The sequence below is a fragment of the Paraburkholderia antibiotica genome, assembly GCF_012927125.1.
GTDB classification, from domain to species: domain Bacteria; phylum Pseudomonadota; class Gammaproteobacteria; order Burkholderiales; family Burkholderiaceae; genus Paraburkholderia; species Paraburkholderia antibiotica.
In genome coordinates this window covers 391,653-404,260 of sequence record NZ_JABBFZ010000004.1, presented here as the reverse complement: position 1 = coordinate 404,260, position 12,608 = coordinate 391,653, and the positions used below count along the sequence as shown (strand labels likewise).

The window sequence follows — 12,608 nt, the reverse complement described above, 5'->3', positions numbered from 1 at the left end:
AGCAGCGAGAGCCGCCCACGCCGCTCCCGGCGCGGCTCTCGCCACTCAATACCGCCGAACCCGTGGCACGCTTGCTGCTTCGCGTTGATCTCCAGCCAACGGGAGCGCGCGATGGCACACATGATCTGGAAGGGCGCAATCAGTTTCGGGCTCGTCCACGTACCGGTGCAACTGTATCCGGCGACGCAGTCGGAGAAGGTCGGCTTCAATCTGCTCGACAGGCGCACGATCGACCCGATCGGCTACAAGCAGATCAACAAGCGCACCGGCAAGGACGTGACGCGCGAGAATATCGTGCGCGGCTTCGAGTACGAGAAGGACCACTACGTGGTGCTGTCGGACGACGAAATCCGCGCGGCGAATCCCGAATCGACGCAAACGGTCGACATCCTCGCCTTCGTCGATGCCCCCGACATCTCGTTCCTCTATCTCGACACGCCGTACTTTCTGACGCCGGACCGCAAGGGCGAGAAGGTCTACGCATTGCTGCGCGAGGCGATGAAGGCGTCCGCGAAGATCGGCGTCGCGAGTGTGGTGCTGCACAACAAGCAGCATCTGGCGGCGCTGATTCCGCTCGGTTCCGTGCTCGCGTTGAACACGCTGCGCTGGGCCGACGAAGTGCGCAGTCTCGACGAATTCAAGCTGCCGCCCGACGGCATGAAGGCCGCCGGCGTATCGGCGAAAGAACTCGAGATGGCCAGAAAGCTGATCGACGACATGAGCGAAACGTGGGACCCGGCGCAGTACCACGATACGTTTCGCGACGACATCATGGCGCTCGTCGAACGCAAGATCCGCGCGGGCAAGACCGAGGAAATCACCGACGTCGAAGCGCCGCGCGAGTCGCGCAAATCGGCCGACATTCTCGATCTGTCCGATCTGCTCAAGCGTAGTCTCGGCCGCGGCAAGGGCAAGCCGGCCACCGGCCGCAAGCGCGCCACCGATGACGACGACGGGAAAGCCGACGCCGCGACTGAGGCCGATGAAGAGGCCGCCGCGCCCGCACGCAAGAAATCGCGCGCGACGGGCACCGCCCGCAGCCGCAGCGGCAGTAGTAGCGGTAGCGCTCGCGCGACGACGAAAACCACGGCCACGGCGCGCAAACGTCGCGCGGCGGCTTGAGTGCAGCGGGTTCGCCGCTTTGCCTGAACCGCGCGGAAAGATTGTTTGGAGACACCTGTTGCAGACGCTCAACGTACCGACGTCATCGCCATGAACGACCGACTCGATCCCTATCACCGCAAGCGCCGTTTCGAGGACACCCCCGAGCCGGCCGGCGTTCCGGCCCGTCGACGCGCAAGCCGCAAAAGAAGCGCGGCGCGTGGCGCGGAGCACGCGCTGTCCTATGTGATTCAGGAGCATGACGCGCGACGTCTGCACTACGACTTCCGGCTCGAACTGAACGGCGCGCTGCTGTCGTGGGCCGTGCCGAAAGGGCCGAGCCTCGATCCGTCGGTCAAGCGGCTTGCGGTGCACGTCGAGGATCACCCGCTCGAATACGGCTCGTTCGAGGGTGAAATTCCTTCCGGCAACTACGGCGCGGGTAGCGTGATCGTGTGGGATCGCGGCAGTTGGGAGCCGGCAGGCGGGGAGGCCGAGGCCGCGCGTGCCTATGCGGCCGGCAAGCTCAAGTTCCAGTTGCACGGCGACAAGCTGCACGGCGGCTGGACGCTCGTGCGCAGCCATATGCGCGGCAGCGGCGACAAGGAGCAATGGCTGCTGATCAAGGAGCGCGATGAAGCGGCGCGCGACGCGAGCGAATACGACGTGTTGAAGAAGCTGCCGGGCAGTGTGCTTGGCGATGGCGTGGCGAAACAAGGTAGGAACGCGAAGCGATCTCGCGCGACGGCAAGCGAGCCGGGAACGCAAGTGGATGCGAAGGCGCTGGCGAGCGGGCAAGGGGCACGCACCGCCAGGAGGGCTGGCGAAAGTGCAGCAAGCAAAAGCGCGGCAAGCAAAAGCACAGCAAACACTACGCGCCGACCCACAAACCCCGCATCCTCATCGCACCAAACCGATCCCAAACGCCCCGACCTCGTCGCCACGCGCAGCGCGCAATCGCTGCGCGAGCTGGCCGCTTCGCCGTCGATCGAAGGCGCAATCAAAGCCGCGCTGCCCACAAGCCTCAAACCGCAACTGGCGACGCTCGTCGATAGCGCGCCACCCGACGACAACTGGCTCTACGAAATCAAGTTCGACGGCTATCGCGTGCTCGCGCGCATCGACCATGCATCGAAAGCGAAGGGCGGCGCGGTCAAGGTCTTCACGCGCGCGGGCAACGACTGGAGCGCGAAGTTCAGCCGGCAGGTGCAGGCCTTCGACGCGCTCGAGCTGCACAGCGCGTGGCTCGACGGCGAAGCGGTCGTGCTCGACGAGCGCGGCGTGCCCGACTTCCAGGCCTTGCAGAACGCGTTCGACGCCCATCGTCCGCAGGACATCGCGATCTTTCTGTTCGATCTGCCGTTCCTGAACGGCTACGACCTGCGCGGCGTGCCGCTCGAACAGCGTCGCGCGATGCTGCGCGTGCTGCTCGAAGGCGTCGACGATCATGTGCTGCGCTTCTCGAACGATTTCGCGTTCAGCGCCGACGAATTGCTGAAGAGCGCGTGCGACATGGCGCTCGAAGGCATCATCGGCAAACGGCGCGACGGCCGCTATGTGTCGGGCCGCTCGTCGTCGTGGATCAAGCTGAAATGCCGACGTCGCCAGGAGTTCGTAATTGGCGGCTATTCGGAGCCGGCCGGCAGTCGCGCGGCGTTCGGCGCGCTGCTGCTCGGCGTGTACGACGGCGCGGGGCGACTGCAATACGCGGGGCGCGTCGGCACCGGCTTCGACGCCGCGCTGCTGCGCTCGGTCAAGCAGGCACTCGACGCGCACGCGAGCCGGCGCATGCCATTCGCCAGCGCCCCGCGCGAGCGTAGCCGCACGCCGGTGCATTGGGTCGAGCCGGTGCTGGTCGCCGAATGCAACTTCGCCGAATGGACGAGCGACGGCATCGTGCGCCAGGCGTCGTTCGTGAGTCTGCGTACCGACAAGCCGGCGCGCCAGATCGTCAGGGAAACCGCCCGACAAGGAGCCGACGTGCAACAGCCAAGCGAAACCGCCGCCGACGACATGCCGCAAAAGGGCGGGCGGAAGAGGACTGAGGCAAAGGACGTGAAGGAGGCGGTGGCCGATGAGGCTGCGTCGAAGCAGGCTGCGGCGAAGGGAGCGGTGGTAAAGAAAACTGCTGCCAGGAAAACTGCTGCAAATGGAAGCGCGGCAAAGAAAGCAGCAGATGGAAGCGCCGCGGAAAAAGCAGCATCAAATGAAGCCACGTCCAATGAACGCGCCATAAAGAAAACCGTCGCAGAGAAAGCAGCATCGAAAACTGCCGCAAAGAAAAAAGCCGCCACCGCCGATCGTCCCGCCGAACCCACCACCACACCCCGCGCCCGCGCGCAAGCCGAAATCGCCGGTGTGCGCATTTCGCACCCCGATCGCGTGATCGACAAAAGCAGCGCTACCACCAAGCTCGATCTGGTGCGCTACTACGAATCGGTCGCCGAGTGGATGCTGCCGCATCTGCGCGAGCGGCCGGTTGCGCTGGTGCGTGCGCCCGAGGACATCGGCGATGAGCTGTTTTTCCAGAAGCACAGCCAGAAGCTGGCGATTCCGCACGTCACGCAGCACGAGGGACTCGACCTCGGGCATCCGCCGCTGATTACCCTCGATACGCTTGCCGCGCTGGTCGGCGCCGCGCAAATGGGCACGGTCGAATTTCACACGTGGAATGCGGTGGCGTCGAGTATCGAGAAACCCGACCGTATGGTGTTCGATCTCGACCCGGACCCGTCGCTGGGCTGGGCGCGCATGATCGAAGCCGCGCAATTGACGCACTCGCTGCTCGAAGAACTGGGTCTGCAGTCGTTCTGCAAGACCAGCGGCGGCAAGGGACTGCACGTCATCGTGCCGCTCGCGAAACAGGCCGGCTGGGACGAGGTGAAGGATTTTTCGCAGGCGGTCGCGCAGCACATGGCGACGACGTTGCCGCAGTACTTCAGCGCGAAGATGGGCGCGCAGAATCGCAAGAAGAAAATCTTCATCGATTATCTGCGCAACAACCGCGGTTCGAGCACGGTCGCCGCATTCTCGGCGCGTGCGCGGCCTGGGCTAGGCGTGTCGGTGCCGCTCGGGTGGGACGAGGTCGCGGAGACGACGAGGGGCGATCAGTGGCACATCGGCAATGTGCACGAGCGCCTCGCGGACCTGAAGAGCGATCCGTGGGCCGCCTATGCGAAGACCCGTCAACGCATTACCGCCGCGATGAAACAGCGGCTGGACGAGGCGGGCTGAACAGACGAGTGCTCAGTTGGCCGTTTGACGCGCCTGGGTGCAGTGGGCGCGAATCGATGCAAGCGGATCGAGCGGACCGCACGAATCATGCGAGTCGCACGAATCAAGCAGACCGCACGGATACGCGTTCGACCCGTGCGACCGCATCGCAGGATTACTTCACCCGCTCACCACAGGAAGGAGCACGCCATGAAGACCGCGCCGCAATCGACCGACGGCGATCAGCACGCCAACCCACCCGCTAACCCTCGCTCCGATGCGCATACGGAAAAAAATCCGCGCTCGCTAGAAGAGGCGGCTGCGCCGCTGCCGCACGAAAGCGACCAGGACCCGGAGTCGCAGCACGAGGACCATCCGCGCGATGTCGGCAAACAGGCGCATCAGGATCTCGAACGCGGACTCGAAGATACCGATCGTCGTGGCGGCGACGACTATCAGACGCGCACGCAGAACGACGCGCATACCGATGTCAACTCGGATCGCAAGCAGCCGGGAGGGAAAGGCGGTCGGTGATGGTTGAGCGCATCGGGAATCCCACCCAAGCTATTCCCTCGCATCAGACTCCCCCGGCTCCCGATCCCAATACGGCGGATCACCAAAATGCGCGGCCAGAAAATCGATGAACGCGAGCGTCTTCGGCGGCACGAACGCGCGGCTCGGATACACGGCCCAGATCGCGACATCGTTGGCGAGCGGATAGCTGTCGAGCACGCTCACGAGTTCGCCGCTGCGCAGATAGCGCGCCACGTCCCACGTCGATTTCAGCGCGATGCCGAAACCGGCCAGCAGCGCGTCGCGAATCACTTCGCCGTTGTCGGTGACGAGACGGCCGCCCACGCGCACATCGAGCGCGCCGGCCGGTGTCATGAAGCCCCAGTCGCGCTGGTCCGACAGGATGATGCACTCGTGCCGCGCGAGCTCCGACGGATGATGCGGCGTGCCATGCGCGGCAAGATACGCGGGCGACGCGCACAGCACACGCCGGTTCACCGCGAGCCGCCGCGCGACCAGCGACGAATCCTTCAGCATGCCGACGCGAATCGCGACATCGATGCCCGCGTCGACCAGATCGACGAGCTGATCGGTCAGCCGCAGATCGACGCTCACGCCCGGATAGCAGCGCAGGAATTCGCTGATCACCGGCGACACATGCTGCCGCCCGAACGACGACGGCATCGATACGCGCAACCGTCCTTGCGGCTCGGCCTGCGCGCGGCCGACCGATGCGCGCGCGGCGGCGGCCGCATCGAGCAGCGCCTCGGCGCGTGTCATGAACACTTCGCCATCCTGGGTGAGGCTGATGCGGCGCGTGGTCCGATGCAGCAGACGCGCGCCGAGCAGCTTTTCGAGCTGCGCGATCCGCGCACTGGCGACCGCCGCCGATACGCCGAACTCGCGCCCGGCCGCCGACACGTTGGCTAGCAGCGCGGCGCGCACGAACAGCGCGACGTCGAGCAGATCGAGCCGCTCGCGCTCGTCGGGCAGCGAGCGGCCGACAGATTCATGCGTACTCATCGCGGATACTCATTATTCGGAAAAGCCAAAAAATGTTTCAGTCATTATGACTGTTTTAAAAGAAGACCGGCGATCCTACGATAACGCTCATGTCGTCGCCGGTGATGACCGCCAGCGATGCTTCCTTCCGAAACACGAATCTGAAATCCGAACCCATCAGGAGCAGCCATGAAAGCCGTCGGACTCTACCGTTATCTGCCGATCGATCACGCCGAAGCGCTCGTCGACGTCGAGATTCCTCAACCCGAAGCCAGCGGGCGCGATCTGCTGGTCAAGGTCGAAGCGATCTCGGTGAACCCGGTCGACACCAAGGTGCGCGCGCCGAAAGACACAGTCGAATCGACGCCGCGCGTGCTCGGCTGGGATGCCGCCGGCACCGTCGTCGCGGTCGGGCCGGACGTCACGCTGTTCAAGATCGGCGATCCGGTGTTCTACGCGGGCAGCATCACGCGGCCGGGCGCGAACAGCGAATTCCATCTGGTCGACGAGCGGATCGTCGGACGCAAGCCGGCGTCGCTCGATTTCACCCACGCGGCCGCGTTGCCGTTGACCGCGATCACCGCGTGGGAGGCGCTGTTCGACCGTCTCGGCGTGTCGCCGCAGGGCGCGCACAAAGGCCGCTCGGTGCTGATTTTCGGCGGCGCGGGCGGGGTCGGCTCGATCGGCATCCAGCTCGCGAAGCAACTCGGCAAGCTGCAGGTGATCGCGACCGCGTCGCGGCCGGAGTCGGCGCAATGGGCGCGCGAGCTCGGCGCGGATCACGTCGTCGATCACTTCGGCGATCTGCCCGCGCAGTTGAAGGCAATCGGCATCGAGCAGGTCGACTACGTGCTGATCTTCAACGACACCGACCGCAACTTCCCGGCCGCCGCGCAACTGATCAAGCCGCAAGGCGGCATCTGCACGATCGTCGAGAACGGTCAGTCTCTGCCGGTCGAACTGCTGAAGTCGAAGAGCGCCGCGTTTCACTGGGAGTTCATGTTCACGCGCTCGATGTTCGGCACGCCCGACATGATCGAGCAGCACAAGCTACTGACCGAAGTTGCACGGCTCGTCGATGCGGGCACGTTGCGTACGACGCTCGGCCAGGACCTCGGCCGGATCAACGCGGAGAATCTGCGGCGCGCGCACCAGCTGCTCGAAGGGGGACGCGCGATCGGCAAGCTGGTGTTGACGGGCTTCTGAGCGTAGGCCAGTGGCGCAGGGCCGGCGGCGCGCATCGCCGGTCCGTGCGTGCGGGATGCAGATGCACGCAGCCTGAGGCCTCGCACCGCTTTCAGAAATTCAGAGATGAAAGCGGCACGCAGAAACGGTCTTCTCGCAAGCGGGTTAACACCCGAGCCGACACGACACGCGCGGTGCCGTGCTTGGCGTTAGACTGGTGGAGCAGCATGCTAAAACGGTTGCGTGTCTTGCGCCGCAGCGGGCCGGTCCGAACGCACGAGTCGGGCAGGGCGAGGCAGTAGCGCTGGGTGCGGGCGCGCAGCGGCACAACAACGAGGTGACAGTATGGGCTCCAGCTTCAAACTCTCCGCCGTTTCCGTTGTCGCTTCTCTCGCCTGCGCGTTGATGCCGGCTGCCCATGCAGCCACCGCGATCACGGTGACCAACCAGGCCGCGCTCGATGGTCCGATCCGCTACACGGTTCGCGTGACGTCGAAACAGTTCGGCAATTCCCAGGAAACCCGCACGATCCGCTCCGGCGAATCGGACGACTTCACATGGAAAACCGTGCCGCCGGGCGGACCGGTGGCGGGCACGGATGCGTGCCCGAACTACTCGTCGCTGGCGGTCGATGCGAATGGCGCGATGATTCGCCAGACGCAGATACGCTTCGCGCCGGTGGTCGCCAAGGACGGCACCGCGAGCGTGCAGCTGAGCTTCCAGGCGCAGACGCCGCGCGGCGTGAAGACCGTGACGAGCGGCGGCAAGACGCTCAAGTGTCCGAACGACGTGCGCGTGAGTCAGATTGTGCGTTTCACGATGCCGGTCAACGGCACGACGAAGACGCTGACGCTCAGCGATGGCACCGAGGTCGCGGTTAGCGCGAAGCGCTGAGCGCTGGTTCGAATCTTCAGCGCATCCGCATCGAATCGGCAGCGGCGAATGCGTGCGTCGATGCACCGATGTAGCGGGCGCGGTGGATGTAGTGGGCGAGTGAGCCCACTGCGAAGCCGCGCAAGCAGAGCCTCAGGTGCGGCCTCAGATGCGCCGGGCACAGTTCAAACGGGCAACGCAAGCATGCACTTCAAGCGTGAGCCCAGGCGCGGCGGCCATGACTGCGCTGAACGCGCCCCCACTCGCCGGCTGAGCCTCAACCCTTACGCGCCTGCCGCTCGACAAGCCTCGCCGGCAGGAACTGATGCTCCGCCGAAAACAGCCGCCGGTACGTGAGCAACACCGCGCCAACGGTGCCCAACGCCGACGACGCGGCGATCAGAAACATGATGACGATCTGATAGCGCACCGCCTGCAATGGCGACTGCCCGGCCAGCACCTGGCCCGTCATCATGCCGGGCAGACTGACCACGCCGACCACCGCCATCTGATTGAGCGTCGGCATCATGCCCGCGCGCACCGCCTGGCGCGCCGGCGCCTGCGCGGCTTCCCAACGCGTCGCGCCGAGCGCGAGCGCCATGTCGACGCGGTCGCGCCGCGCGGTCAGCTCCTCGGTCATCCGTTCGACGCCGAGCGACACGCCGGTCAGCGTATTGCCGAGGATCATCCCGAGAATCGGAATCGCATATTGCGGTTCGTACCACGGATGAATCCGGATTACCGCGAACAGCCCGACCGCCGCGACCAGCCACGAACTGAGCCAGATCGACAGCACGCTGTCGGCGCGTTGTCCGGCATAGGTGTGGTGGCCGCGCTGCGCGCCGGCGAAACCGGCGATCAGCGTCATCAGGATCATCAACGGCAGCACCACGTACCAGCGGTCGAAGCGGAACACCCAGCCGAGCACGTAGCCGATCGCGAGCAACTGCACGACCGTGCGCACCGCGGCCCAGGCGAGCTTGCGTTCGAGATCGAGCTTCAGCGCGACCGACACCGCGCCATTCACGACGATCAGCAGCGTCGCGATCGCGACGTCCCACAAGCTCAGATTCTGCAGGCTCATGGGCGCGGCTCCCGAGCTTCGTTTGCGTTGACGTCGTCACGCGTATTGGCGAATGTGATTTGTTCGAGCACGCCGGCGCGCATCGTCAGATGCCGCTCGCTCATGCGGGCCGCCTGCTCCAGGTCGTGCGACACCCACATCGACGCATGATGTCCCGGCGCGGCATCGAACCACGCCTGCACCAGCGCTTCGATCGCGCGCGACGAAGCCGGGTCGAGCGACGCGGTCGGCTCGTCGAGCAGCAACACCTCGGGCGCGAGTTGCAGCACGCGAATCAGCGCGGCGATCTGCGCTTCGCCGCCCGACAGTTCGCTTGCGCGCTTGCCGAGGAAGTCGTCGCCGCGACCGGCCTGCGCGGCGAGCGCGGCCGCGCGCTCGCGATCGAAGCGCACGTCGCTATATGCGCGCAATTGGTACGGATAGCGCAGATTGTCCTCGACGCTGCCGTCGATCAGCGCGGGCCGCTGGCGGATATACGCGACGTTGCGCCGATAGCGCGGAATCGCCGCGCGCTCGACCGGCGCGCCATGCCACAGGATGCGTCCGGCATCGATCGGATCGAGCAGCGCGAGGGCGCGCAGGAACACGCTCTTGCCCGAGCCGGACGGCCCGGTGATCGCGACGCGCTCGCCGGCGCGCAGCGCGAAGCGGGTCGGCTGCAGCAGGGTCTGGCCGCGGTGCGCATCGCGCCGCACGATGCCGTCGGCGAGAACGAGGGGAACATCATCGGTCATGACGAGGGGAGAAGGTGAAGAGGCAGCATGAGGAAACAACCGGGCCATATTCACGATGAATAACGGCGGCTTGCGCGAACCGCTCGCGATGACGCCCGATCGCGGCGCGCGGCGCAGTCAATCTGCTGAACAAACTGTCATCGGACTGTGTGCCATGATAAAACGACTACCGCATGGCGATTCATTACTCGCATCCGGGCACGATATCTGCTGCTCGGTGCTCAACGTAGAAAAATAGCGGAGCCTTTCAATGGCAGGGTCGAGCAGTATCGGAAGAAGGATCGGAAAAATCATCACGTGGCTGCTGGTGGTGCTGGTGATTCTGATTGTGGCGCTGGCCATCTTCATTGTGACGTTCGACTGGAACCGCGCGCGGCCTTATGTGAACGACAAGGTCACTCAGGCGATCGGCCGGCCGTTCGCGATCAACGGCGATCTGAAGGTGGGCTGGCGCCGCCCGGTCGGCGAAACCGGCTGGCGCGGCTGGGTGCCCTGGCCGCGTTTCTCGGCGGCCAACATCACGATCGGCAATCCGGAATGGACTCGGCAGCAACAGTTCGCCACACTCGACGAAATCGATTTCGAGGTCAAGGTGTTGCCGCTGCTCGCGCACGACATCGTGATTCCGGCGATCCATCTTGTGAATCCATCGGTCGATCTCGAACGACTGGTCGATGGACGCAACAACTGGACGTTCAAGATGCCGGCCTCGAGCGGGCCGTCCGAGTGGAAACTCGATCTGCACGACATCGCATTCGACAAGGGCAACATCTCGTTGTCCGATCAACAAAAGAAAGTCGACCTGAAGATGGCCGTCGATACGCTCGGTCAGCCGATTCCGATCGGCGAGGCGCTCAAGCAGCAGGAGACCGCGTCGCGTAGCGCGTCGGCTCAGGCGATCGGCCGCGCGGGCGCGAGCAAGCTGGCCGCGCAGGCCGAGGCGCAGGCGGCGTCGGAGGCGCGGGCGGCATCCGCGGCGGCGGCTTCCGAAGCGGCGCTGGCATCGGGCGCATCGGGCGCGGCTGCGACTTCCGGCGCGACGACGGGTGCGGCTTCGGGTATGGCGTCAGGCGCAGCACCGGCCACGAGCACTGCCGTCACGAGCGGCGCGGTCGGCAGCACCGGCACCACCGGCAGCGAAGTCGCCACGGCCTCGGGCGCCAGCGGAGCTGTTACCACCCCGTCACGCGCGACGCCGCTTTACGCGATAGCATGGACCGTCAAGGGCACCTACAACCGTACGCCGGTGTCCGGCAGCGGCAAGGTCGGCGGCGTGCTCGCGCTGCAGGACGCGGACCGCCCGTTCCCGGTGCAGGCCGACGTGAAGGCCGGCGATCTGCATATCGCGTTCGTCGGCACCGTCACCGATCCCGCGCATCTGGCGGCGCTCGACCTGCGTCTCTGGCTGCAGGGCAACAGCATGGCGCGTCTCTATGCGCTGACCGGCGTGACCTTGCCCGATACGCCGCCGTATGCGACCGAAGGCCATCTGATCGGCCACTTCAAGTCGCACGGCAGCGTCTTCACGTATGAAAACTTTACAGGCCGGGTCGGCGGCAGCGATCTCAACGGCTCGTTGACCTATACCGCGCGCGAACCGCGTCCGTTGCTGCAGGGCGAACTCGTCTCGCATCTGCTGCAGTTCTCCGACCTCGCGCCGGTGATCGGCGCGGATTCGAACGCGAGTAAGGCGAAGCGCGGCGACGCGACCCATCAGCCGAGCGATCGCGTGTTGCCGGTCGAGGAATTCCGCACCGACCGCTGGAAGGCGATCGACGCCGACGTCAAGTTCACCGGCCGGCGCATCGTCAAGAACTCGGATCTGCCGATCACGGACCTGTACACGCACGTCGTGATGACCGACGGCGTGCTGTCGCTCGAACCGCTGAAGTTCGGCGTGGCAGGCGGTTCGCTCTCGTCTGACATTCATCTCGACGGTAGCGCGACGCCGCTGAAGGGGCGCTTCGCGATGGCCGCGCGGCATCTGAAGCTCAAGCAGCTGTTCCCGAACGTCAAGACGATGCAGGACGCGCTCGGCGAGATCAATGGCGACGCGTCGCTGTCCGCGACCGGCAATTCGCCAGCAGCGCTCGCGGCGACGTCGAACGGCGAAGTGAAGGCGCTCGTGACCGACGGCACCGTGAGCCGGCTGCTGATGGAAGCGGCGGGGCTGAACGTCGCGAACGTCGTGTATGAAAAGCTGTTCGGCAATCACGACGTGAGGATCAACTGCGCGGCCGCCGATTTCGTCGCGACCGACGGCGTGCTCGAATCGCGCGTGTTCGCGCTCGATACCGACGACGCGGTGATCAACATCGACGGTCACGTGAATCTGCGCGACGAGACGTTGAACCTCGGCGTGCATCCGCATACCAAGGGCTTCCGGGTTTTCTCGCTGCGCTCGCCGCTGTACGTGAAGGGCACCTTCAAGGATCCGCACGTCGGCGTGGACGCGGCCGCGCTCGCGCTGCGCGGCGGCGCGGCGATCGGCCTTGGGTTGATCAATCCGTTTGCCGCGCTGATTCCGCTGCTCGCGCCGAGCAACAACAAGCCGTTGCCGTGCGGGGAATTGCTCGCGCAAGTCCGGCAGTTGCCGAAGGCGCCGCCGCCGGGCGTCAAACAGCAGCCGAAGGCACCGATCTCGCTCGATGGCACGCCGGCCAGCGCGCCTGCGAAGAACGGCGCGTCGGCGCCGTCGCCCGCTACGAAGCGTCAGCCGGCGACGCTGCCGCCGGCGAGCGCGGCCGAGTACAAGGGGAGCTGATGCTGGCGGATTGGCCTGCGGACTGGATAAGCTGGTGTGTCGGCGGTGGCCTGTGCGTGCTGTTTCTGTGGCTGATCAGCGTGCCGCCCGCGCGCGAATGTATCGACGATGCATTGATCGAGTGAGTGCGCGATTGAAT

10 protein-coding genes are annotated in these 12,608 nt (G+C 65.6%); 7 read left to right on the top strand and 3 right to left on the bottom strand.

Translation table 11 applies throughout. The features are described 5' to 3' along the window. Positions 1 to 111 precede the first annotated feature (111 nt). The 3 genes from ku (at position 112) to HHL14_RS10810 (ending at position 4,848) form a co-directional block, all read left to right on the top strand. On the top strand, positions 112 to 1,122 hold the full coding sequence (gene ku / locus HHL14_RS10820; RefSeq protein WP_169497585.1) for a non-homologous end joining protein Ku: 1,011 nt from the start codon (positions 112 to 114) through the stop codon (positions 1,120 to 1,122). 90 nt (positions 1,123 to 1,212) lie between these two features. Then, complete coding sequence (ligD, locus tag HHL14_RS10815; RefSeq protein ID WP_169497584.1) at positions 1,213 to 4,335, top strand: DNA ligase D; 3,123 nt, start codon at positions 1,213 to 1,215, stop codon at positions 4,333 to 4,335. A 189-nt stretch (positions 4,336 to 4,524) separates the two neighbouring features. Then, positions 4,525 to 4,848, top strand: coding sequence for a hypothetical protein (locus tag HHL14_RS10810; protein WP_169497583.1), 324 nt, complete (start codon positions 4,525 to 4,527; stop codon positions 4,846 to 4,848). A 30-nt stretch (positions 4,849 to 4,878) separates the two neighbouring features. Here the strand turns inward: HHL14_RS10810 and HHL14_RS10805 are convergent, their stop codons facing one another. Then, positions 4,879 to 5,850 (bottom strand): LysR family transcriptional regulator, encoded by a 972-nt coding sequence (locus HHL14_RS10805; RefSeq protein WP_169497582.1) that lies wholly within the window; start codon positions 5,848 to 5,850, stop codon positions 4,879 to 4,881. Positions 5,851 to 6,018: 168 nt separating this feature from the next. Between HHL14_RS10805 and HHL14_RS10800 the strand changes: the two genes are divergently transcribed. Together HHL14_RS10800 and HHL14_RS10795 are read left to right on the top strand one after the other, a co-directional pair. Further along, positions 6,019 to 7,035, top strand: coding sequence for a zinc-binding alcohol dehydrogenase family protein (locus HHL14_RS10800; RefSeq protein WP_169497581.1), 1,017 nt, complete (start codon positions 6,019 to 6,021; stop codon positions 7,033 to 7,035). Between the two features lie 324 nt (positions 7,036 to 7,359). Continuing rightward, a complete protein-coding gene (locus HHL14_RS10795) occupies positions 7,360 to 7,908 on the top strand; it encodes a DUF6013 family protein (protein ID WP_169497580.1) in 549 nt (182 codons plus the stop codon). 256 nt (positions 7,909 to 8,164) lie between these two features. Here HHL14_RS10795 and HHL14_RS10790 read toward each other — a convergent pair whose 3' ends face one another. Next, the gene (locus HHL14_RS10790) at positions 8,165 to 8,971 is read right to left on the bottom strand and encodes an ABC transporter permease (RefSeq protein ID WP_169497579.1); all 807 of its coding nucleotides are present in this window, start codon (positions 8,969 to 8,971) and stop codon (positions 8,165 to 8,167) included. After that, positions 8,968 to 9,705: an ABC transporter ATP-binding protein gene (locus HHL14_RS10785; protein ID WP_169497578.1), complete on the bottom strand. Its 738-nt coding sequence runs from the start codon at positions 9,703 to 9,705 to the stop codon at positions 8,968 to 8,970. Before HHL14_RS10785 ends, HHL14_RS10790 begins: the two co-directional genes overlap by 4 nt. Positions 9,706 to 9,955: 250 nt before the next feature. On the opposite strand from HHL14_RS10785, the gene HHL14_RS10780 reads away from it, so the two are divergent. Beyond that, on the top strand, positions 9,956 to 12,469 hold the full coding sequence (locus tag HHL14_RS10780; RefSeq protein WP_169497577.1) for an AsmA family protein: 2,514 nt from the start codon (positions 9,956 to 9,958) through the stop codon (positions 12,467 to 12,469). Then, positions 12,469 to 12,594, top strand: a complete 126-nt coding sequence (locus tag HHL14_RS33540) for a hypothetical protein (RefSeq protein WP_268966596.1) — start codon at positions 12,469 to 12,471, stop codon at positions 12,592 to 12,594. The genes HHL14_RS10780 and HHL14_RS33540 overlap by 1 nt, the downstream gene beginning before the upstream one ends. Positions 12,595 to 12,608: the final 14 nt, after the last annotated feature.